The sequence below is a fragment of the Paraburkholderia atlantica genome (assembly GCF_000092885.1).
GTDB lineage: Bacteria > Pseudomonadota > Gammaproteobacteria > Burkholderiales > Burkholderiaceae > Paraburkholderia > Paraburkholderia atlantica.
Genome location: NC_014117.1, coordinates 765,805 through 787,619 on the forward strand (window position 1 = coordinate 765,805; position 21,815 = coordinate 787,619).

The 21,815-nt window shown below is 65.0% G+C and carries 22 protein-coding genes, 1 other RNA gene and 1 riboswitch; of the genes, 13 read left to right on the forward strand and 10 right to left on the reverse strand.

Going from position 1 to position 21,815, the window contains the following annotated elements:
- The first annotated feature begins 16 nt into the window (after nucleotides 1-16).
- Together BC1002_RS03435 and cobA are read left to right on the forward strand one after the other, a co-directional pair.
- Nucleotides 17-1,333: a sulfate adenylyltransferase subunit 1 gene (locus BC1002_RS03435; protein ID WP_013088684.1), complete on the forward strand. Its 1,317-nt coding sequence runs from the start codon at nucleotides 17-19 to the stop codon at nucleotides 1,331-1,333.
- 90 nt (nucleotides 1,334-1,423) lie between these two features.
- Nucleotides 1,424-2,182, forward strand: a complete 759-nt coding sequence (cobA, locus tag BC1002_RS03440) for a uroporphyrinogen-III C-methyltransferase (RefSeq protein ID WP_013088685.1) — start codon at nucleotides 1,424-1,426, stop codon at nucleotides 2,180-2,182.
- 57 nt (nucleotides 2,183-2,239) lie between these two features.
- Here the strand turns inward: cobA and BC1002_RS03445 are convergent, their stop codons facing one another.
- Genes BC1002_RS03445 through lptF form a run of 3 tightly spaced genes read right to left on the reverse strand, consistent with a single transcriptional unit; the run spans nucleotide 2,240 to nucleotide 4,916 of the window.
- Nucleotides 2,240-2,620 carry a sirohydrochlorin chelatase gene (locus BC1002_RS03445; RefSeq protein WP_013088686.1) on the reverse strand — a complete coding sequence of 127 codons (381 nt, stop codon included), beginning with the start codon at nucleotides 2,618-2,620 and terminating at the stop codon, nucleotides 2,240-2,242.
- Nucleotides 2,621-2,666: 46 nt separating this feature from the next.
- The gene (lptG, locus tag BC1002_RS03450; RefSeq protein ID WP_013088687.1) at nucleotides 2,667-3,815 is read right to left on the reverse strand and encodes an LPS export ABC transporter permease LptG; all 1,149 of its coding nucleotides are present in this window, start codon (nucleotides 3,813-3,815) and stop codon (nucleotides 2,667-2,669) included.
- A 3-nt stretch (nucleotides 3,816-3,818) separates the two neighbouring features.
- A complete protein-coding gene (gene lptF / locus BC1002_RS03455; protein ID WP_013088688.1) occupies nucleotides 3,819-4,916 on the reverse strand; it encodes an LPS export ABC transporter permease LptF in 1,098 nt (365 codons plus the stop codon).
- Nucleotides 4,917-5,053: 137 nt separating this feature from the next.
- Here lptF and BC1002_RS03460 point away from each other — a divergent pair, with 137 nt between their 5' ends.
- The 3 genes from BC1002_RS03460 to BC1002_RS03470 all read left to right on the forward strand — a co-directional run bounded on the left by BC1002_RS03460 (nucleotide 5,054) and on the right by BC1002_RS03470 (nucleotide 7,915).
- Nucleotides 5,054-6,565: a leucyl aminopeptidase gene (locus BC1002_RS03460; protein ID WP_013088689.1), complete on the forward strand. Its 1,512-nt coding sequence runs from the start codon at nucleotides 5,054-5,056 to the stop codon at nucleotides 6,563-6,565.
- Between the two features lie 52 nt (nucleotides 6,566-6,617).
- The gene (locus tag BC1002_RS03465) at nucleotides 6,618-7,034 is read left to right on the forward strand and encodes a DNA polymerase III subunit chi (RefSeq protein ID WP_013088690.1); all 417 of its coding nucleotides are present in this window, start codon (nucleotides 6,618-6,620) and stop codon (nucleotides 7,032-7,034) included.
- A gap of 86 nt (nucleotides 7,035-7,120) precedes the next feature.
- A complete protein-coding gene (locus tag BC1002_RS03470) occupies nucleotides 7,121-7,915 on the forward strand; it encodes a DUF2486 family protein (protein ID WP_013088691.1) in 795 nt (264 codons plus the stop codon).
- A gap of 24 nt (nucleotides 7,916-7,939) precedes the next feature.
- Here BC1002_RS03470 and BC1002_RS03475 read toward each other — a convergent pair whose 3' ends face one another.
- The gene (locus BC1002_RS03475) at nucleotides 7,940-8,278 is read right to left on the reverse strand and encodes a c-type cytochrome (RefSeq protein ID WP_013088692.1); all 339 of its coding nucleotides are present in this window, start codon (nucleotides 8,276-8,278) and stop codon (nucleotides 7,940-7,942) included.
- 146 nt (nucleotides 8,279-8,424) lie between these two features.
- Nucleotides 8,425-10,098 carry a dihydroxy-acid dehydratase gene (ilvD, locus tag BC1002_RS03480; protein ID WP_013088693.1) on the reverse strand — a complete coding sequence of 558 codons (1,674 nt, stop codon included), beginning with the start codon at nucleotides 10,096-10,098 and terminating at the stop codon, nucleotides 8,425-8,427.
- Between the two features lie 159 nt (nucleotides 10,099-10,257).
- Between ilvD and BC1002_RS03485 the strand changes: the two genes are divergently transcribed.
- Both BC1002_RS03485 and lgt read left to right on the forward strand, forming a co-directional pair.
- The gene (locus BC1002_RS03485) at nucleotides 10,258-11,244 is read left to right on the forward strand and encodes a LysR family transcriptional regulator (protein WP_013088694.1); all 987 of its coding nucleotides are present in this window, start codon (nucleotides 10,258-10,260) and stop codon (nucleotides 11,242-11,244) included.
- A gap of 58 nt (nucleotides 11,245-11,302) precedes the next feature.
- The gene (lgt, locus tag BC1002_RS03490) at nucleotides 11,303-12,208 is read left to right on the forward strand and encodes a prolipoprotein diacylglyceryl transferase (RefSeq protein ID WP_013088695.1); all 906 of its coding nucleotides are present in this window, start codon (nucleotides 11,303-11,305) and stop codon (nucleotides 12,206-12,208) included.
- Nucleotides 12,209-12,311: 103 nt separating this feature from the next.
- Here lgt and BC1002_RS03495 read toward each other — a convergent pair whose 3' ends face one another.
- The 5 genes from BC1002_RS03495 to BC1002_RS03510 all read right to left on the reverse strand — a co-directional run bounded on the left by BC1002_RS03495 (nucleotide 12,312) and on the right by BC1002_RS03510 (nucleotide 14,822).
- Entirely contained in the window at nucleotides 12,312-13,037 is a 726-nt protein-coding gene (locus BC1002_RS03495; RefSeq protein WP_013088696.1) for an SIMPL domain-containing protein, read from the reverse strand.
- Between the two features lie 254 nt (nucleotides 13,038-13,291).
- The gene (locus BC1002_RS03500) at nucleotides 13,292-13,750 is read right to left on the reverse strand and encodes an EVE domain-containing protein (protein ID WP_013088697.1); all 459 of its coding nucleotides are present in this window, start codon (nucleotides 13,748-13,750) and stop codon (nucleotides 13,292-13,294) included.
- 141 nt (nucleotides 13,751-13,891) lie between these two features.
- Nucleotides 13,892-14,073: non-coding RNA, 6S RNA (gene ssrS, locus BC1002_RS35870), on the reverse strand.
- 78 nt (nucleotides 14,074-14,151) lie between these two features.
- Entirely contained in the window at nucleotides 14,152-14,466 is a 315-nt protein-coding gene (locus tag BC1002_RS03505) for a cell division protein ZapA (RefSeq protein ID WP_013088698.1), read from the reverse strand.
- Entirely contained in the window at nucleotides 14,463-14,822 is a 360-nt protein-coding gene (locus BC1002_RS03510; protein ID WP_013088699.1) for an ATPase, read from the reverse strand. Before BC1002_RS03510 ends, BC1002_RS03505 begins: the two co-directional genes overlap by 4 nt.
- 220 nt (nucleotides 14,823-15,042) lie before the next feature.
- Nucleotides 15,043-15,307: riboswitch (cobalamin riboswitch) on the forward strand.
- A gap of 89 nt (nucleotides 15,308-15,396) precedes the next feature.
- Between BC1002_RS03510 and BC1002_RS03515 the strand changes: the two genes are divergently transcribed.
- The 6 genes from BC1002_RS03515 (at nucleotide 15,397) to cobC (ending at nucleotide 21,803) form a co-directional block, all read left to right on the forward strand.
- Nucleotides 15,397-17,328 (forward strand): TonB-dependent receptor domain-containing protein, encoded by a 1,932-nt coding sequence (locus BC1002_RS03515; protein ID WP_013088700.1) that lies wholly within the window; start codon nucleotides 15,397-15,399, stop codon nucleotides 17,326-17,328.
- 39 nt (nucleotides 17,329-17,367) lie between these two features.
- The gene (locus BC1002_RS03520) at nucleotides 17,368-18,432 is read left to right on the forward strand and encodes a FecCD family ABC transporter permease (protein WP_013088701.1); all 1,065 of its coding nucleotides are present in this window, start codon (nucleotides 17,368-17,370) and stop codon (nucleotides 18,430-18,432) included.
- 29 nt (nucleotides 18,433-18,461) lie between these two features.
- On the forward strand, nucleotides 18,462-19,283 hold the full coding sequence (locus BC1002_RS03525) for an ABC transporter ATP-binding protein (protein WP_238537915.1): 822 nt from the start codon (nucleotides 18,462-18,464) through the stop codon (nucleotides 19,281-19,283).
- 33 nt (nucleotides 19,284-19,316) lie between these two features.
- On the forward strand, nucleotides 19,317-20,378 hold the full coding sequence (gene cobT, locus BC1002_RS03530; RefSeq protein ID WP_013088703.1) for a nicotinate-nucleotide--dimethylbenzimidazole phosphoribosyltransferase: 1,062 nt from the start codon (nucleotides 19,317-19,319) through the stop codon (nucleotides 20,376-20,378).
- A 73-nt stretch (nucleotides 20,379-20,451) separates the two neighbouring features.
- Nucleotides 20,452-21,228, forward strand: coding sequence for an adenosylcobinamide-GDP ribazoletransferase (locus BC1002_RS03535; protein ID WP_013088704.1), 777 nt, complete (start codon nucleotides 20,452-20,454; stop codon nucleotides 21,226-21,228).
- Complete coding sequence (cobC, locus tag BC1002_RS03540; RefSeq protein WP_013088705.1) at nucleotides 21,213-21,803, forward strand: alpha-ribazole phosphatase; 591 nt, start codon at nucleotides 21,213-21,215, stop codon at nucleotides 21,801-21,803. Before BC1002_RS03535 ends, cobC begins: the two co-directional genes overlap by 16 nt.
- Nucleotides 21,804-21,815: the final 12 nt, after the last annotated feature.

Consider the following 21,815-nt stretch of genomic DNA (forward strand, 5'->3'; position numbering starts at 1 on the left):
ACGAGGGCATTGAATTATGAGCAGTATTCATCAACCAGAAGACCTCGGCGTGCTGCGTTTCATCACCGCGGGCAGCGTCGACGACGGCAAGAGCACGCTGATCGGCCGCCTGCTGTACGACAGCAAGGCCGTGTTGAGCGACCAGCTGTCGGCGCTGTCGCGTGCGAAGAACAAGCGCACCGTCGGCGACGAAATCGATCTGTCGCTGCTGACCGACGGCCTGGAAGCCGAGCGCGAGCAGGGCATCACGATCGACGTCGCGTACCGCTACTTCGCGACCGCCAAGCGCAAGTTCATCATCGCCGATACGCCGGGCCATGAGCAGTACACGCGCAATATGGTGACGGGTGCGTCGACCGCGCATGCGGCGATCATCCTCGTCGACGCGACGCGCGTGACGTTCGAGAACGGCGTCGCGCAACTGCTGCCGCAAACCAAGCGTCATAGCGCGATCGTCAAGCTGCTCGGTCTGCAGCACGTGATCGTCGCGATCAACAAGATGGACCTCGTCGACTACAGCGAAGCGCGCTTCAACGAGATCCGCGACGCGTATGTCGAGCTCGCGCGTCACCTCGGTCTGCAGGATGTGCGCTTCGTGCCGGTGTCGGCGCTGAAGGGCGACAACATCGTCACCGCGAGCGAGCGCATGCCGTGGTACGCGGGCCAGCCGCTGCTCGACGTGCTCGAAGCGCTGCCGGTCGAAACTGCGAGCGGTGAGGCGCTGCGCTTCCCGGTGCAGTGGGTCGCGCGTCAGGACGGTAGCCAGGCCGACGATTTCCGCGGCTATATGGGCCGCGTCGAATCGGGCGAAGTGAAGCTCGGCGACACGATCGTCGTGCTGCCGGCCAATCGTGAAGCGACCGTGGCCGAGATCATCGCGCCGGTGGTCGGCGGCACCGCGCAGGTGGATCGCGCGTTCGCCGGTCAGACGGTGGCGATCCGTCTCGCGGAAGACGTCGACGTGTCGCGCGGCGACACCTTCGTGCTGCGCGCAGCGGCGCCGGAACCGGCGAAGAAGCTCGAAGCGGACCTGTGCTGGTTCGACGACACGCCGCTGTCGACGCAGCGCAAGTATCTGCTGAAGCAGACCACCAACACGGTGTTCGCGAAGATCGGCGCGATCAAGGAAGTGCTCGACGTGCATACGCTGTCGCAGGCGACCGATCGCAAGGAACTGGCGATGAACGACATCGGTCGTGTCGCGCTGACCTTGCAGAAGCCGCTCGTGTGCGACGCGTACGACGCGCATCAGGGCACGGGCGCGTTCGTGCTGATCGACGAGGCGACGAACCACACCGTCGCGGCCGGCATGATCCGGGCATTTTCTGCCTGAGCACGGCATCGGCTGGCAGGCAGGCGACGGAAGGCCACGCAGGCGGCGCAACGCGCCGCCGCGTACGCTCCAACGAACAGGTTGAGGTCAATGGGTAAGGTTTATCTGATCGGCGCGGGACCCGGTGCCGCGGACCTGATTACGGTACGCGGAGCGCGGCTGCTCGGCGCCGCCGACGTGGTGCTGCACGACGCGCTGGTCGAGCCGGCAATGCTCGACTACGCGCCCGCGCGCGCAAAGCGCATTGCGGTCGGCAAGCGCTGCGGCCAGCTATCGACGGCCCAGCAGTTCATCAACAAGCAGATCGTCGATGCGGCTTTGGAGCACGACGTGGTCGTGCGTTTGAAAGGCGGCGATCCGATGCTGTTCGGCCGTGCCGACGAAGAGATGCGCGCGCTCGAAGCCGCGGGCATCGACTATGAAGTCGTGCCGGGCATTACCGCCGCACTCGCGAGCGCGGCCACGCTGAAGCGTTCGCTGACGCTGCGCGGCGTGTCGCGCAGCGTCGCGCTCGCGACGTTCAGCCGCGCGCCCGGTTCCGACGAGATCCGCGAGCAGGTCAACGCCGATTCGCTGGTGTTCTACATGGGCCGCGACAGCGGCATCGAGATCGCGCAGCAGCTTATCGATGCCGGCAAGCCCGCGACCACGCCCGTGGCGATCGTCGAGGCGTGCAGCACGCCGCGCGAACGCATGCTGACGCTGACGCTGGAAGATCTGGCGGCGGGCGTTGCGCAGTGCTGGGTCGATGCGTCGCAGCCGAGCCTGTTGATGATTGGCGAGGCGTTCGCGGCGCGGCAGACCGAGGTGAAGCGCTCGGCGAACGGGCTGCTGGTCGCCGCGGCCTGAATGTCCCCGCCAGGGCCGGCCTGACAGCGGCGAATCTGAACAAGCAGAACGAAAAAATCAGAGTTGCCGCAAGCAGTACTGCGCGAGCGCATCCAGCACCGAATCATCCTCACCGACCGCCACCGCGCAGCGAATCTCGACACCGGGATGCGCGGCGCGGCATTGATCGACGAGCGCGGGCAAATCCTGGCGGACATGTCCGCCTTGGCCGAAGAACACCGGCACCACGGTGATCGCATCGCAGCCTTGCGTGACGAGTTGCGCGACGGCAGTCGGAAGGTCCGGTTCCATCAGTTCCAGAAAGGCGAGCGTTACCGCCTGAGCTTCGCCCGTCGCCGCGCGCGCGGCGCGCAGCTTGTCGGCGAGCCGCTCGAACGGCTCGCGCCAGCGCGCATCACGCGCGCCGTGGCCAAACAGTATCAGTCCGTGGATAGCCATCGCGTCAGCTCCTGACGATGCCCTCAACGCCCTTTGGCGTTGTGAGTTAGTGCCGGTCGACCCACTTCAACCCGACGAGCCCGAGCACCAGGTAGATGAGCCCCGGCGTCGCTGCGGTCAATGGCGCAGGCCACGTATTGAGCGTGCCGATGTGCGAGAACAGCGTGTTGAACAGTTGGAAGCTCATGCCGAGCATGATGCCGCCGAACACCTTCACGCCGACCACGCCCGCGCGCGTATGCAGATACGCGAACGGCAGCGACAGCACCAGCATCACGAACACCGCGAACGGATACAGTACCTTTTTCCACAGCGCGATTTCATAGCGCTGCGTGTCCTGATGGTTTTCGGTCAGATGCTGGATATAGCGGAACAGATTGAACATCGACATCCGGTCCGGTGACACCAGCAGCACCGACAGAATCTGCGGGGTCAGCTCCGAGCGCAGCGAATACTCGGGCAGCGTGACCTGGTTCGCGCGATACACCGGATTGAGCGCATCGGCCGGCGTGCCGGGAGCACGGGCCACGTCGAGCAGTTGCGTGTCGGTCACGCCGGTCAGCAGCCAGTGACCGGGCGGTTGATAACGGCCGCTCTGCGCGATGCGGATGTTCGACAGACGGAACTTCGAATCGAACTCGTAGATGCGCACGTTGCTGATCGTCGCGTCGGGTCTCAGTTCGCCGACGTTGACGAAGCGCGTGACCTGCTCGCCGTCGGCGCGCTCAGTCAGTGTGTCCTTGACCCACACGCCCGACTGGAAGTTGCTCGACACCGACGAGCCGAGCGCCTCGAGCCGCACACGCTCCGACAGCTGATCCGTGTACGGGCCGACCACTTCGCCGATCAGATAGGTGACGATCACGAGCGGAACGCCGATCTTCAGCAGCGAGCGCAGCGCCCGGTTGGTGGCGAGACCGGACACTCGGAAGATCGTGTATTCGGAGTTCGCCGCCATCTGCGCAAACACGTAGATCGCGCTGATCAGCGCCGCGACCGGAATGATTTCGTAGAAGCGCGACGGTGTTTGCAGCGCGACGCGCAGCACCGCGTACTGAAACTTGTAATTACCGTGGCCGACCGAGTTCAGTTCGTTGATCAGGTCGAAAAAGAAGAACAGACCTGAGAATGCAAACAGGATGAAGACGAACGTGAGATAGATCTGACGCGCGAAATACCTTTCATAAATGCGCATCGGTCAGGCTCCCTGCGAACGGCTGAACATGGCGCGCGTGAACAGCGGCCGATTGCGCACCCGCATCCAGAAGATGAACGCGACGATGCCGAGCACGATCACGTGCAGGATCACGAGCCCGATGCCGAACGACATCTTGCCCTGCTCGATCCATGCCTGCACGACGTTCAGCAGATTCGAATAGGTGAGGTAGATCAACACGGCCATCACGAGGTTGATCGTGCGGCTGCGCCGCGGGTTCTGGTGCGCGAGCGGAATTGCGAGCAGCATCAGGTTGATTGCGATCAACGGCAGACCGGCGCGCCACGCGAATTCGGCGAGGTTCTCGTTGGTCGGATTGCGCAGCAGCGTCATCGTCGGCAAGCCGGTGGTGGTCGGCGTATTGACGACCGGCTGGCTCTGGATCTTCACGCCGTAGCGCTCGAACTCCATGATGCGGAAATCAGGGTGGCCGGGCTCGCCGTCGTAGCGGCGGCCGTTTTCAAGCACGACGAAGCGGTCGCCGTTCTTGTGCGTCTCGACGTGGCCGTTCTTCGACACCACGACGTTGACCTTGCCACCCTCGGTGCTCGTCACGAACACGTTTTCCACGTGCCCCTGGTCGGGCGACATCTTCTCGATGAAGAACACGCGGTGCGTGCTCGGCGATTCGCGGAACTGCCCAGGAGCCAGCAGCGAGACTTCGTCGCGCTGCTGGAAGCGCGCGCGGATCAGCTTGCTCTGTTGATTCGACCATGGCCAGCCGACGAACACGAAGAACATGATCAGGATGATGATCGGCGTGGCGAAGATACCGATCGGCTTGATGAATTGCGTGAGACTGACGCCCGAAGATAGCCACACGACCATCTCGGAGTCTTTGTACCAGCGCGTGAGCACGAACAGGATCGACACGAATAGCGTCGCGACGAGCATGATGGCCAGATAGCCGATCACGGTGAGGCCGATCAGGACCAGTACGTCGCGCGGATCGATCTCACCCGAGGCCGCGAAGCCGACGATGCGGATCATCATCGTCGTCAGCACGAGCGTGAGGAGAACCATGAACACGGCGCCAGCCGTGTACGCGAGCTCGCGCTGGAGGGAGCGTTCGAAGATCATTATTGATGACGAGAGGGGGCGCTCACGGCGACGCGGGGGTTCGTTCCCGTCACGCCTCCGGTGCAGCCGCCGCGGGAAAAATAGCGGATAATTGCGGCTTTCATCCTAAGCCCAGATTTTATCCGAGGACAAGCGCGATGGACTTTAGCATAAAAGCCTGTGATTGGACCAAAGGCTCGACGAACGGTTTCCTGACCGGGAAATCCGATTGCATCGTGATCGGTGTGTTCGAGTCGCAAACGCTGTCGGGCGCCGCGCTGGAGATCGACGCGGCCACCAAGGGCCTGCTCACGCGCATCATCAAGGCGGGTGACATGGACGGCAAGGCGGGTACCACGCTGTTCCTGCACGAAGTGTCGGGCATCGGCGCGTCGCGCGTACTGCTCGTCGGCCTCGGCAAACAGGATGCTTTCAGTCAGAAAGCCTACGGCGAGGCGGTCCGCGCGGCATGGCGCGCGCTGCTCGGCACGAAGATCGTGCAGGTCACGTTCACGTTGGCGCAACTGCCGGTGCTCGAACGCACGGCCGACTGGTGCGTGCGCGCCGCGATCCTCGCGCTGCGCGAGCTGACCTACCGCTTCACGCAGATGAAGAGCAAGGCCGACAACACGCCGCGCGCGTTGAAGCGCATCGTGTTCAGCGTCAACACCGGCGACGAGAAGGCCACCAAGCTCGCTGCCAAGCAGGGCGCCGCGCTCGCGAACGGCATGGACCTGACGCGCGACCTCGGCAATCTGCCGAGCAACGTCTGCACGCCGACCTACATTGCGAACACCGCGAAGAAGCTCGCGAAAGACTGGAAGCTGAAGGTCGAGGTGCTCGGCGAGAAGCAGTGCGAAGCGCTGAAAATGGGCTCGTTCCTGTCGGTCACCGCAGGCGCGGTCGAGCCGGCGCAGTTCATCGTGCTGCAGTACCAGGGCGGCGCCGCGAAGGCCGCGCCGATCGTGCTGGTCGGCAAGGGCGTCACGTTCGACACGGGCGGCATCTCGCTGAAGCCGGGCGAGGGCATGGACGAGATGAAGTACGACATGTGCGGCGCGGGCTCGGTGCTCGGCACGCTGCGCGCGGTCGCCGAGATGGGTCTGAAGATCAACGTGGTCGGCATCATCCCGGCCGTCGAGAACATGCCGTCGGGCACGGCCACCAAGCCGGGCGACATCGTCACCAGCATGAAGGGCCTCACGATCGAGGTGCTGAACACCGACGCCGAGGGCCGCCTGATTCTGTGCGACGCTTTGACCTACGCCGAGCGCTTCAAGCCGGCCGCGGTGATCGACATCGCAACGCTGACGGGCGCCTGCATCATCGCGCTCGGCCATCACAACAGCGGCCTGTTCTCGAAGGACGACGCGCTCGCGGGCGAACTGCTCGACGCGTCGCGTGAAGCGGCCGACCCGGCCTGGCGCCTGCCGCTCGACGACGAGTACCAGGATCAGCTGAAGTCGAATTTCGCGGACGTCGCGAACATCGGCGGACGTCCGGCGGGCAGCGTGACGGCCGCGTGCTTCCTGTCGCGCTTCACCGATTCGTACCCGTGGGCGCATCTGGACATCGCGGGCACCGCGTGGAAGAGCGGCGCGGCGAAGGGCGCGACGGGCCGTCCGGTGCCGCTGCTCGCGCAGTTCCTGATCGACCGCGCCGGCCAATGACTCAGTGCGGTAAGCGCGCACACGGCGCGCGGCAAGCGGGGCGGGGCGGCCGATGACGAGAATCGACTTTCACTCGAACGTCGGCGATTCGCTGCTGTACGCGTGCCGCCTCGCGCGCAAGGCATACCTGGCGGGCCAGCCGCTCGTCGTGCTGGCCGAGCCCGCGCGCCTGCGCGCGTTCGACGAAATGCTGTGGACCTTCTCGCCGCTCGACTTCATACCGCACTGCATGGCGGGCACGCCGCTTGCCGCCGATACGCCCGTCGTGCTGGCCACGAATCTCGACGACGTGCCGCATCATCAGGTGCTGCTCAATCTGGGCGCAACGGTACCGGCGCAGTTCGCGCGCTTCGAAAGGTTGCTCGAAGTGGTCGGTAACGCACACGAGGAACTCGCTGCGGGCCGCGAGCGCTATCGCTTCTATCGCGATCGCGGCTATGCTTTGAACAACTACAAGCAGGGCGGCTAGTTCGTTCCGCTCTCGCGTCATGGCCGCGAGGAGCGCGGCATGCGGACCGCCAGCCCTGGCTTCGACTCAAAACACGGAGAGCGCACGTGTCCGATCCCCACGACAATTCGATTCCGGTCCTGAGCGAGGTCCTCGTGCCGGGCCACGCGCGCGAGACGCGCGAGGCGTCGGCCGATGCCGCCGCACCTGTGCCCCAGGGCGCCAAACCCGCAGCCGCAGCCGCCGCGCAACCGGCGTCGCGCGAGCCGGGATTGCGCACCGAGCCCGCGTTCGCGCCGCCGGCCGCGCATCCGGCCGAACCGACGCTTGCGCCCGAGCCCGTGCTCGCGCCGCAGCCAGTGCCCACACCCGAGCAACCGAGTTCGCCGGAGCCGGTTCTCGCGCCCGAGCCGGCGCAGACTGAACTTCACCGGCCGCACGTGGCCGATCACACTCACGCGAAAAAGCAGGCGCGGCCGCATCACGGCATTCATGCGCGACATGGGCACGGGGAACTGCATGAAGGCCCGCATGAAGGCCTGCATGAGGACGTGGCCGAGGTGTCGCCCGGCGTGTTCGATCGCACCGAGCCCTTCATACCGCTCGAAGCCGGCGCGACCGTACCGCCGGATCTCGATCATGAGGGCGCGCACGAAGCCGCTCCCGCTCAGCTCCCACTCGACGCCGACGCACTCGCCGCACGTTTGCACGGACGCTTCCAGAGTTTTCTGACAGGCGAAGGGCGCGGCATCATCGAGGCGCGCTGCCGCGATGCAGTGCAGCAGCACACGAGTCTGCTCGTGAGTCAGATCACGCGCGAGGTCGCGCAGACGCTCGAAGCCGAGATGACCGATTGGGTACGTGAAGCGGTGGAAGAAGAAATCGCGCGGCGCTCGCGTTGACGCCACGGCGACACGAGAGGTCCGTTATTTGAGTGTCAGTACCCAGGCCGCCAGCGTGGCTGCCTGATCCGGCGTCAGCTGCGTGTTCGCGGGCATCGGCACGGTTCCCCATGCGCCGGTGCTGCCATCGAGGATCTTGTGCTTCAGATAGGTCGCGGCGTCGTCGCGTCCCGCATACCGGATGGCAACGTCGTGCAATGCCGGCCCCATGAACGGGCGGGTGACCGAGTGGCAGCTCATGCAGTTCTTTTGCTGGGCGAGCGCGAGGCCGGCTGCTTCTGCACGGACTGCGGGACTCGTGGCGCTCAATGCGGCGGCGAGCGCAACAGAAGCTGCTACGGCTGCGTACGACATCGATTTCATTATGGTCTCCGCCAGTGCAGATGCCCGGCTCGTGGTGCACGCATTATAAGAGCAAAGGGGCGCACGGATTTTCGTGCGCCCCTTGCGTTTTTGCGTAGCGTGCCGGCGGGTTCGTCCGGCGGAGCGGAGCGCGCCGGCTGTAGTAATTAACCTGTGACCGCCCCCCGATTCGCCGGCAGCGCGAGCGCGAAATACTTCGCCATCACGCCGCGTGTGTAGCGCGGTTTCGGCGCCTGCCATGCGGCGCGCCGGCGTTGCAACTCGGCGTCGTCGATGTTCAGCTGCAGCAGCAGTTGGTGTGCGTCGATCGTGATCGAATCGCCTTCCTGCACGAACGCGATCGTGCCGCCGACGAACGCCTCCGGCGCGACGTGCCCGACCACCATGCCCCACGTGCCGCCCGAGAAGCGGCCGTCGGTGATGAGCCCGACCGATTCACCGAGCCCCTTGCCGATGATCGCCGAGGTCGGTGCGAGCATCTCCGGCATGCCGGGGCCGCCCTTCGGGCCCAGATAGCGCAGCACCACGACATCGCCGGCGACGATCTTGTCGGCGAGGATCGCTTCGAGCGCGCTCTGCTCGTCGTCGAATACGCGCGCGGGGCCCGTGATGACCGGGTTTTTCAGCCCGGTGATCTTGGCGACCGCGCCGTCTTCGGCGAGATTGCCCTTCAGGATCGCGAGGTGGCCTTCCGCGTACAGTGCCTTATCGATCGGGAAGATCACCTGCTGATCGCCGCGCGGTTTGCTGGGTACGTCCTTCAACTCCTCGGCGATCGTTCTACCGGTGATCGTCATGCAATCGCCGTGCAGCAGCCCGGCGTCGAGCAGGATCTTCAGCACCTGCGGAATGCCGCCCGCCTTGTGCAGATCGGTGGCGACGTACTGGCCCGACGGTTTCAGGTTGCAGATCACCGGCACTTTCTTGCGCATGCGCTCGAAGTCCTCGATCGTCCATTCGACCTCGGCCGCGTGCGCGATCGCCAGATAGTGCAACACCGCGTTGGTCGAGCCGCCGGTTGCCATGATCAAGGCAACCGCGTTTTCGATCGACTTCTTCGTGATGATGTCGCGCGGCTTCAGATCCATTTTGACCGCTTCGACGAGTACGCGCGCCGATTCGGCGGCCGAGTCGACTTTCTCCTGATCGGGATTGGCCATCGTCGACGAATACAGTAGCGACATGCCGAGCGCCTCGAACGACGAACTCATCGTATTGGCCGTGTACATGCCGCCGCACGAACCGGTCGACGGACATGCGTTCTTCTCGATGCCCTCGAAATCCTCCTGCGACATGCGGCCCGCCGTGAATTCGCCGACCGCCTCGAACGACGACACGATCGTCAGATCGGTGCCTTTCCAGTTTCCCGGGCGGATCGTGCCGCCATACACGTAGATGCCCGGCACATTCATGCGCGCGAGGCCGATCATGCCGCCCGGCATGTTCTTGTCGCAGCCGCCGATCACGACCACGCCGTCCATCCATTGCCCCTGCACGCAGGTCTCGATGCAGTCGGCGATCACCTCGCGCGATACCAGCGAGTACTTCATGCCCTCGGTGCCCATCGACATGCCATCCGAGATCGTCGGCGTGCCGAAGGTCTGCGGATTCGCGTCGGCGCGCCTGATCGCGGTGACGGCCGCGTCGGCGAGCCGCTGCAGGCCGGCGTTGCACGGCGTGATCGTCGAGTGGCCATTGGCGACGCCGATCATCGGTTTGTCGAAATCCTCCTTCTGATAGCCGAGCGCGTAGTACATCGAGCGATTCGGGGAACGCGCGATGCCTTGCGTGATGTTCTTAGAACGACGGTTGTAGGCCATGGGGAGCTCCAAGTCTTGCTGTTCTGATCAATGCGCGCGGCGGCGTCCGCGCGCGCATCCGTTCAGTGTAGTTCCGCCAGACCGTGCAAACAGGCGGTTTTGCATGACGCGCGTCGCATGTATTATTCCCGGCTATTTAGGTCGTAAAATATATTAATCATGCTGCCGACGATTCCCGATCTGCGCCAGTTGCGCTATTTCGTCACCGTCGCCGAGGAAAAGCACTTCGGGCGCGCAGCCGCGCGTCTGTCGATGACGCAGCCGCCGCTGTCGCAGGCGATTCGCGCGCTGGAAGAGACGCTCGGCGTCGAGCTGTTCGCGCGCACCAAGCGTTCGGTCGAGCTGACCGCGGTCGGCACCGATCTGCTGCCTGAGGTGCAGCGGCTGCTCGCGGCCGCGGAAGGGTTGAGGCCGCTCGCGCAGAGCCTCGCGCGCGGCGAGGCGGGCGTGCTGTCGCTCGCATTCGTGTCGACCGCGGATTACGGCCTGCTGCCGCTCCTGCTGCGCGATTTCGGCGCGCGGCATCCGCGCGTGCGGCTCGAGCTGACGGAGGCGACCAGCGACGTGCAGGTCGAGGAACTGATGGCTGGGCGTATCGACGCGGGCCTGGTCATCGCACCGCTGCCGTCGCGGCATGCGGCGCAGCTGTCATGGCTGCCGATCGCACGCGAGCCGCTGGTGATCGCGATGTCGACGGAGATGGCGCAACGCTTGCAAGGCGGCATGAACAAAAACGGCAAGGGCAGGCCAAATGAAGACCCCGCCGCCGAATGGCTCGATACGCCCGTCAGCCTGCGCGATCTCGGCGACGCGCCGCTCGTGGTCTTCCCAAGACGTCTCGCGCCAGGCTTTTATGACATCATTATGGATTGCTACGGCGTCGCCGGCCTCGCGCCGCGGATCGGCCAGGAGGCGATCCAGATGCAGACCATCGTGAGTCTCGTGTCGGCCGGCATGGGCGTCGCACTGGTGCCGCAATCGTTGCGTAACCTGCGGCGCACGGGCGTCGTGTATCGGCCCCTGTCCGAGTCGGTGCCCGCAATCGAAACGGGCCTCGTCTGGCGCACCGACGAGGTCAGCCCGGTGCTGGCGGGCTTCATCGATATCGTGCGCGCGCATGCGGCGAGCGTGGCGTCGCGTGTCTAGATCCCGCTTTTTATTCCCGTAAAACTGCTTTCGAACCTGAACTGCCCATAACTACACGATGCTCATTCACCCGAATTTCGACCCTGTCGCCATCCATCTGGGGCCGCTCGCCGTACGCTGGTATGGCTTGATGTACCTCGTCGCGTTCGTCGCGGCGATCGTCGTCGCCCGGCTGCGGCTGCGGCTGCCGTACGTCGCCGCGCAAGGCTGGACCGCGAAGGACATCGACGACATGCTGTTCTTCGGCGTGCTGGGTACGATCCTCGGCGGCCGGCTCGGCTATGTGCTGTTCTACAAGGCCAGCTTCTATTTCGCGCATCCGCTCGACATCTTCAAGGTGTGGGAAGGCGGCATGTCGTTTCACGGCGGCTTTCTCGGCGTCACGATCGCGATGATGCTGTTCGCGTATCAGCGCAAGCGGTCGTGGCTGCAGGTCACCGACTTCGTCGCACCGATGGTGCCCACGGGCCTCGCGGCAGGCCGGCTTGGCAACTTCATCAACGGCGAACTGTGGGGCCGGGTCACCGATCCGGCCGCGCCGTGGGCGATGCTGTTCCCCGGCGCCGCGCCCGACGACGCCACCTGGCTCGCCGCGCATCCGCAACTGGCCGCGCAATGGCATCTGAACGAAGTGTTTGCGCAATATCACATGCTTCCGCGGCATCCGTCGGAGCTGTACGAGATCGCGCTCGAAGGCGTGGCGCTGTTTTTCGTGCTGATCTTCTTCTCGCGCAAGCCGAAGCCACTCGGCGCGATTTCCGCGATGTTCCTGATCGGCTATGGCCTCGCGCGCTTCACAGTCGAATTCGCGCGCGAGCCGGACGATTTCCTCGGCCTGCTCGCGATGGGGCTGTCGATGGGTCAATGGCTGTCGCTGCCGATGATTCTCGCGGGCATCGGCCTGATGGTGTGGGCGTATCGCCGTGGGCGTCGCGAGCCGGCGCAGGCGGTCGGCGCGAACTGACCTGTGCCCCGGCTGGCGTAGCGAACGCTGCATGAAAAAACGCCACGGCATCGATGGATGCCGTGGCGTTTCTCTTTGATGCGCTGGCGTACGCGCGTGCGCGTCACTTCATCTGCACCGACCCCGACACGTTGACCGTCACCGTCGACGTACCGCCTTCGAGCGGCATCGGCGCGTTCTTCGCGTCGGCGCCCATCGCGCGTGCGCTCATCATCATCATCGGACGCGGCATCACGCCACTGTGATTCACGTTGACCTCGCGGATCGAATAGCCGCTAAAGCCGAACGCCTGCGAAGAAGCCGCGGCCTGCTCGCGAAACGATTTGATCGCCTCGCCGCTGAGCCGCTGTTCGGCGGCGCGCTGCGCTTCCGGCGACAGCGAGAAACGCACGTTGCCCACCTGCATGATCGATGCCATCTGTCCGGCGAGCTTCGAGGCCGCGGCGAAGTCGCGCGATTCGAGCACGACTTCCGTGCGGCCGCGCCACGCCGAGATGCGTCCGTCGCGGTCCGTCGACGGGAAGATCGAGAACGCGCCCGAGCGCGCGGTCACGCCGGCGACGCCGCGCGCTTTCTGCAATGCCGCGTCGGCGCGTTGGTTCAGCGTCGATGTCAAGGCCGACGGCTCGCTCGCTTCCTGCTCGTAAAACAGCGTGATTTCGACTTCGTCCTGCGGGACTTCGGCGCTCGCCTGCGCATTCAGAGACAGCACTCCCGAAGGCTGCGGCATCATGGTCTGCGCGCGAGTGGGCGCCGAGTTCAGCGCGAGCGCCACAGGCGCGCCAAAGGCGAGCGCGAGTGCAAGGGCCCGTGCGGGTTTTGTCGTCATGGCTGGAATCCTTGTTTGAGCAGGTTGTGCACGTTCGACGCGAGCGCCGCGTGATGACGCAATGTGGCGCGCGGTTTGACGGTTGCGCGGGCGAATGGATCGGGTGCCGTCTAGCGGTTGGTCCGAGCTCGCGCTTTCGTCGTCCGATTAGGCGGGTTTTACCGACGCTTGGTTCCCCAATTAGCGCTTCGCCGCCGCATCGGAAACGACGACCTGGACGCGATCACGACAGTGCCCGCGTCGCGCATTTGCCGTTAAACCAGCTGTTTAGTGATGAAGCGCCATTCGGCGTCGGTCACCGGCGTGATCGATAGACGGTTGCCTTTGGCGAGCACGCGCATGTTCTGCAATTCGGCATGCTCGCGTAGTGCGGCAAGCGAAATCAGCGGGATTTTCTTCTTGAACACGACGTCGACGAGCATCCAGCGCGGCGTTTCCGGCGACGATTTCGCGTCGTAGTACGGACTCTTTTTATCGAACTGCGTCGGGTCCGGATACGCGGTCGACGAGACTTCCGCGATACCCGCGATGCCAGGCTCCGGACAGCTCGAATGGTAGAAGAGCACGCCGTCGCCGACCTGCATCACGTCGCGCATGAAGTTGCGCGCCTGATAGTTGCGCACGCCGGTCCACGGCAACGTGCGATGCGGTGCGTTGGCGAGGTCGTCGATGCTTGCTTCGTCCGGTTCGGACTTCATCAGCCAGTAGCGCATGAATCGGAGTGAGCGTATGAGATTGAACGAGGCGCGACAATAGCGGGCGCGTGCGGAAAAGCCCCTGAAACAGGCACTCAAACGAAAAAACGACGACCAAAGAAAAACGGCATCGAACCGAAGTCCGATGCCGTTCCAGATAAGGTCCCCGCCTTAGCCGCTAGGCCGGCATCCTGAACCGAGGGTTCAGAATTGGTCGCAGTTAGCAACACTTCGGGTACATCAGACAGAGTGACGCGCACACCCGTGCTACAAATTTCCGCAACCGTGCACATGGCATTGGTTCAAGGAATATATGACCTTGGCGAACCAGGCAGGGAAGCTAAACCGATGAAGCTACAACACAAACCGTTGAACAACTGACCGGTTCAAAACCGGCCCGCTATTGAGTCAACTACTGCTTACTGCATGCTGTACTGCTCAATCACAGTACCTAGTTGTTCGTTCATTTGCTGCATTGTACGCCGGATTTCTTCAGCAGGAAATGCTTCTCCGTGTCGCACACTGCTTTGCAGCTTAAGCAGTTCCGATGCCAGCGACAGCGCGGCCATCACCGCGATGCGATCGGTGCCGCGCACGTTGCTGCCGCTGCGAATTTTCTTCATCTCGGCGTCGACGCGCGCGACCGCCTCGAGCAGCGCGCCTTCCGTTTCCGGCGAACAGGCGAGACGGTAGGGTACTTCGAGAATCGATACTTCGATCTGCTTGGTGGTCATGCGCTTTCTCCGTGTCGGCTCACGTCGCTTTCCGCTTCCTCGTGTTCGGGCTGGGCGGACTCGAGCAGATCGAGCTGGTTATCCGGTTCGCTGCTCGCGCGTGCGCGCGGCAATTTTTCGAGAATCGCATTCAGGCGCACCTGAGCGTCGTCGATCTTGGCGGACAGCGCGTCGCGTTCAGCTTGCAGTGCGTCGCGCTCGGCACGCAATTGTGCGAGTTCGGTGTGCGTGGCTTGTACTTCGGCACGCGTTTGCGCGAGCTGCTCTTCGAGCGCGATCCGCGCTTCGTTGTGGCGCTGGCTGATCGCAATCAGCTTGCCGATGTTCTGGGAGAGTGATTCGAGTTCGGTGAGCATGTGCTGCGTCCTCTAAAGACATCGCATTTTAGCGCGGAATATTACAGGTTCCGACAATTGTCTCGTTTCGAGACGTAACAGCATCGCTTCGTGCAGGTTCGTTGCGAGTCGTGTCGTCGACCATAAGATAAGAGGCCGGCAATCCGTCGGACAATAACCTGCATTCAACAGAACGGCTTGCGCTCCGGGGGACCTTTCTTGACGCCCCGCGAGGTCGCTCCTACACTTCCCGCACTCTGGTGCCCGCGCGCGCTTTTCGGCGCGCGCAGTTAAACGGGAAGCAGGGCGCGCGCGGTGCCAAAACCGGATGCGCGAACCTGCGCTGCCCCCGCAACGGTAAACGACCGCATGTGATGTGCTCATGCAGGTCGGTCCTAATTGCAAGGTTGGAAGTTCAACCTGCGAGTGTGCCACTGCGCGTCACGCGTGGGAAGGCGGGATCGATGTGTCGTAGCCCGGATACCGGCCAGAAAAGAGGGACGTCCCCGCGAAAACGTTAAACAAGGGGACGCCTCGTGACGCGTCGGCCCGCGGGGAAGCAGGCCGCGCACGCTATCCACAGGAATGTCATCCCATGCTGTCCCCCATCGCCCGCGCGACGCTGCTCGCGTTCGCGAGTCTGCCGCTCGTCGTGCATGCGCAAAGCGCCGAGTCTGTGTCTTCATCGTCCGCTACGGATGCCAGCAGCGCGAACGCCGCAAACGTTGCCGATGCGGCCAATCCCCCTTCCGCCGATGCGTCGGGCAACGTGCTGTCGCCGATCGTCGTGACCGCACAACGCGGAGCGCAAGCGTTGCGCGACGCGATCCCGCAGACCACGCAGTTCGATCAGCAGGACATCGCCGACACGACCGCGACCGATCTGCCCGGCCTGTTGCGACTCGCGCCGGGCGCGCAGATCTCGCGCACGGGTGGCCCCGGTTCGACTACGAGCCTCTTTCTGCGCGGTGCTTCGTCGACGCAATCGCTGCTGCTGATCGACGGCGTGCGCGTCGATTCGGTCAGTCTCGGCTCCGCTCAGCTCGCACAGATTCCGCTCGACCAGGTCGATCACGTCGAAGTAGTGAACGGCAACGTTTCGGCGTTGTACGGCTCGGGTGCGATCGGCGGCGTCGTGCAGGTGTTCACGAAAGACGGCGGCGCTCATCCGCCGCGTTTCAATTTCTCGGTCGGTTACGGCAGCTATCACACGCAGACGCAAACGGCCGGCGTGAACGGCGCGCTCGATCAGGAGGGCCGCACGACCTTCAACATCTCGCTCGCGCGCACGAAGGACGACGGCTTTTCGTCGCTCAATCCGCTCGAGGCGCCGGCCGCGAATCCGAACGCGAACGGCAATCTGAACGAGAGCATCAGCGCGTCGCTGCGCCACAAGTTCACCGACAAGTGGGATGCGGGCGTCAGCTACTTCCAGTCGAACAACAACAACAGCTACGACAATGCGTACGGCGTGCCGACCGATCTGAACAACCTCTATAGCAAGGTGCGTCAGATGTCGGTGTTCGCGAACGGCAAGCTGACCGACTGGTGGACCACCCACTTCACGCTCGCCGAGGGCGACGACCGCAGCGTATCGAACACCAATGGCATCTACGACGACCGCTTCGATACCGACAATCGCCAGTACACGTGGCAGAACGATTTCGCGCTCGCCGCGAACCAGAAGCTGCAATTCGGCTACGAGCATCTCGACCAGACTCTCGACTCCGACACCTTCGCCGCGCCCGACCGTCATGTCGATTCGGTCTTCGGGGGTTACAGCGCGCGCTTCGGGCGCAATCAGATTCAGGCCAACGTACGCCGCGACCAGTACTCCGATTTCGGCGGAGCGAACAGTTACTATCTCGGCTACGGTTTCGACATCACGTCGCACTGGAAGGTAACCGCAAGCTATTCGGATGCGTTCCGCGCGCCGAGCTTCGACGATCTGTACTATCCGATCAGCGGCAACCCGTCGATCCAGCCCGAGCGCAGTCACTCGGTCGAAGCCGCTTTGCAGTACGCGACCGATGCGCTCGGCGTGATGCGTCTGAACGCATTCCAGACGCGCTATACGAATCTGATCAACTACGTGCAGACGATCCCCGGCATCTATCTCGCGGAGAACGTCGGCCATGCGAAGGTGCAGGGACTCGAAGGATCGTGGAGCGGTCATGTCGGCAAGACCGACGTACGCGCGACGTTCACGGTGCAGAACCCGGTCGATCTCGACAGCGGTACCGACCTCGTACGGCGCGCCCGACGCTTCGGGTCGTTCGCGGTGAACCGCAGCATCGGTGGATGGCGGGTTGGCGGCGAGTGGATCGTCAGCGGTCCGCGTACCGACAGCACCGGCAACCTCGGCGGCTATGGCATCGTGAATCTGTCCGCGCGCTACAACATCACGAAGGCGTGGTACGTCAGCGCGCAAATCGACAATCTGTTGAACAAGGACTATGAAACGGCCTACTCGTATAACTCGCCGCGACGCGGTGCCTATGTCACGCTCGGCTGGCAGCAGCAGTGACGCGCGCGCCGGGTTGGCCGCATGCGTGAGCGCACGCGGATGAGTCGCGCGTCCGGTTCTCTATCCGCCGCGCTGGCAACGCCGCGCCCGATGAACGCGAAACGCGCGGCCGCGATCTGGCTCGGGCTCACGCTCGCGGCCGTCGCGCTGCTCGGCGCGTCGCTGGTGCTCGGCAGCGTGCCGCTCCCGCCGTCGCGTGTGCTTGCGGCGCTCGTGCCAACGCACACGTTCGGCGCCACGGGCACCGACGATCTCGCCGGCGAAATCGTGCGCACGTTGCGTTTGCCGCGCGCGCTCGCGGGCTTCGCGTGCGGCGCATTGCTCGCGCTCGCCGGCGCGCTGCTGCAGGTGCTGCTGCGCAATCCGCTGGCCGAGCCGTACGTGCTCGGCGTGTCGGGCGGCGCGGCCACCTTCGCGCTGGTCGCGATGATCGCGGGCGGCGCATGGTGGATCGTCGATGCGAGCGCGTTCGCGGGTGCGTTCGTGTCGATCCTGCTGGTGCTCGGCCTCGCGCGTCGCGAACTGTGGCGCGGCGAGCCGCAGGACACGTCGCCGCGTTTGCTGTTGACGGGCGCGGTGATCGCGGCCGGGTGGGGCGCGATGATCACGCTGCTGCTGAATCTCGCGCCCGATAGCCGTCTGCGCGGCATGCTGTTCTGGCTGACCGGCGACCTCAACGGCGGCGCTCTGCCGTGGACCGCGCTGATCGCGCTCGCGCTCGTGTTGCTCGCGATCGTGCCGGCCGCGCCGCGTCTGAACGTGCTGCTGCGCGGCGACGCGGCCGCGCAAGCGTTGGGCGTCGCGGTGATGCCGCTGCGTTTGCGCGTGTACCTGGTCGCGTCGCTGGCGGCGGCCGCGGCGGTGACGACCGCGGGCACGATCGGCTTCGTCGGTCTCGTCGTGCCGCACATACTGCGGCTCGCGTTCGGCAACGACCAGCGCATGCTGCTGCCGGCGGCGGCACTCGGCGGCGGTGTCGCGGTGATGGGCGCGGATCTGATCGCGCGTACCGTGATTGCGCCCGCGCAATTGCCGGTCGGCGTGATTACTTCGCTGGTCGGCGTGCCGGTGTTCCTGTGGATGCTGCTCAAACGCCGCCGATGATGCAAGCCGAACCCAACCCGACCTCTACCATGCTGAGCACGCAGCGCCTGACGTTGCGCGCCGGCGCGCGCACCTTGCTCGACGCGTTCACGCACACCTTCAATGCGGGCGAAGTCTGGTGTATCGCCGGGCCGAACGGCGCGGGCAAGACCACCTTGCTGTCGACGCTGGCAGGCCTGTTGCATCCGGCGGCGGGCGATGTCGAACTCGATGGCGTGCGCGTGGCCGACTGGCAGCCGCTGCCGCTTGCCCGGCGCCGCGCGCTGATGCCGCAAAGCGCGGCCGATGCGTTCAATGCAAGTGTGCTCGACATCGTGCTGCTGAACCGCTTCCCGCATCTGGGCGGCTGGGGCTGGGAGCGCGATGAAGATCGCGCGGCCGCGCAGGCGGCGCTCGAATCGCTCGGTCTTGCGGACTTTGCGGCGCGCGACGTGCTGTCGCTATCGGGCGGCGAGCGTCAGCGCGTCGCGCTTGCGGCAGTGCTGTGCCAGGACGCGCCGCTGTTGCTGCTCGACGAACCGTTGGCGCATCTCGACCTGCATCATCAGATCGACTGCCTCGAAGCGCTCGTCGCATGGACGCGCGAACCGGGACGCAACCTACCGCGCAGCGTGCTGTTCTCATGCCACGACCTGAACCTCGCGCGCCGCTTCGCGACGCACGCGCTGCTGCTCGACGGCGCGGGCGGCGCGTATGCGGGCCCGGTGCGCGACGTGCTGACGCCCGCGTTGACGAGCCGCGCGTTCGGCTATCCGCTGATTCTGATTCGCGACGGCGAGCACGAGGCGCTGATTCCCGCGCCGCGCGCGCGTCATGAATCGCCTGCCGGTCATGACGCACAGTCAGGCTGATATTTACCCCCATACCTTGTCTCGATCACACCTATGACTCGCATCCCACTCCCGGCCGGTTTGCCCGAAGTCGCGCCGCTCGATCAGACGCTGCGCGCCGAGTTGCAACGGATCATCGATACGCGCACCAAACCGCCCGGCAGCCTCGGCCGGCTCGAGACGCTCGCGCGCCAGATGGGTCTGATCCAGCGCAGTACACATCCCACCGTGCGGCGTCCCGCGATGATCGTTTTCGCGGGCGATCACGGTATCGCCGCCGAAGGCGTGAGCCCGTATCCGCAAGCGGTGACCGCGCAGATGGTCGCGAACTTCATTGCGGGCGGCGCGGCGATCAATGCGCTCAGCCGCGTCGCCGGTCTCGAACTCGAAGTGGTCAACGCGGGTATCGCGACGCCGCTGCCGTCCACGGACGGACTCGTCGACATGCCGGTCGGGCGCGGCACGCGCAACTTCGCTCACGAGCCAGCGATGACGCACGCCGAAGCGCTCGCCGCGATGCAGGCGGGCGCCGCGCGCGTGCGTCATCATGCGGCGCTCGGCACCAACGTGATCGGCTTCGGCGAGATGGGCATCGCGAACACATCGGCGGCCGCGTGTCTGATGAGCCGCCTGTGCGGCGTGCCGATCGACGACTGCGTCGGCCGCGGCACCGGCCTCGACAATGCCGGACTCGCGAAGAAGCGCAACGTGCTCGCGGCGGCGCTCGCGCGTCATGCCGACGCATGCGCGCCGCTCGACGTGCTCGCGACCTTCGGCGGCTTCGAAATCGCGATGATGGCGGGCGCGTTTCTGGCCGCCGCCGAGGCGCGCATGACGATCCTCGTCGATGGCTTCATCGCGACGTCGGCGCTGCTGGTCGCCGATACTCTGTCGCCCGACGTGCGCGAGTACTGCGTGTTCGCGCATGCGTCGAACGAGGCCGGGCATCGGCGCATGCTCGATCATTTCGGCGCGCAGCCGCTGCTGTCGCTCGACATGCGGCTCGGCGAGGGCACCGGCGCCGCGCTCGCGGTGCCGCTGCTGCGCGCGGCCGTGGCCTTCGTCAACGAGATGGCCAGCTTCGATTCCGCAGGCGTCGCGGATCGCGAACCGTGACGCGCTCGAACCCACGCTTCGCGGCAACGCGAAGCTCCGCCCGCATCGCTGCAAACATGCACTCGCCACGTCCATGAACCCGCTCGCGGAACTGCGCTATTTCTTCACGGCGCTCGGTTATTTCACGCGCGTGCCCGTGCCGCGCTGGGTCGGCTATGAGCCGCATTATCTGAACGCGGCGGCGCGCTATTTTCCGCTCGTCGGCGTGCTGGTCGGCGGCTTCAGCGCGCTCGTCTATCTGGCCGCACTGCGCGCGTTTCCGGCGGGCGTCGCGGTGCTGCTGTCGATGGCCGCGTCGCTGCTGCTGACGGGCGCGTTCCACGAGGACGGTCTGGCCGATTGCGTCGATGCGTTCGGTGGCGCCTATACGCGCGACGATGCGTTGCGCATCATGCAGGACTCGCGCATCGGTGCTTTCGGTGCCATCGCGCTCGTGATCGCGTTGGCGATCAAGTGGCAAACGCTCGCCGCTTTGCCGCCGCTTTCCGCCGCAGGTCTGATTGTTGCGGCGCATGGCGCGAGCCGCGCGTGCGCGATCAGTTATCTGGCCACGCTCGACTATGTGCGCGCCGCAGGCAAAGCCAAGCCGGTCGCGCAGCGTCTGCGCGGGCCGGCGCTGCTGTGCGCCGCGCTGTTCGGGCTGCCGTGGCTGCTGTGGCCGAACGGCCCCGGCGCGCCCGACTGGCGTTTCGCCGCGCTCACGTGTGTGGTGCTGTTGGCGCTGCGCTTCGCGATGGGCCGTTATTTCGTCAGACGCATCGGTGGCTATACCGGTGACTGTCTCGGCTTCGCGCAGCAGATCTTCGAATTGAGCATCTATCTGGTGGGGCTTGCATGGATATCGTCCTGATTCGACATCCCGCTGTCGCGCTCGAGGCGGGGGTTTGTTACGGCCATAGTGATGTCGCGTTGGCGGAAAGCGCCGAGGTCACGTCCAATGCGTTGGCGGTCAAGCTCGCGAGCTTGCAGGTGCCGGCGCCGCGCGTGCTGATCACGAGTCCGCTCACGCGCTGCGCCGCGCTCGCGAACGAGATCGCCAACGACTTCGGCTGCGTGGTCAGCCACGACGAGCGTCTGAAGGAGATGGATTTCGGCGACTGGGAAGCGCAGCGCTGGGATACGATCGATCGCGCCCAGCTCGACGACTGGGCCGCCAATTTCGAGCATGCGCGCGCGCATGGCGGCGAAAGCGTCGCGCAATTCGTCGCGCGTGTGCGAGCGTGGTTCGATGCGTTCGCGCTGACGCGCGAGCTGTCGCCCGCGTACGTGGTTACGCACGCGGGCGTGATGCGCGCGATCGCGTCGTGGGTGCTGGAGGTGCCGCTCGCGCGTTGCCTGCAGTGGTCGCTCGATATGACGGGGATCGTCTGGTTGCGGCGTAACGACGAGACGCTACAGTGGTCGCTGGTGCGATGGAATGCGTGACCCGCCTGGTCA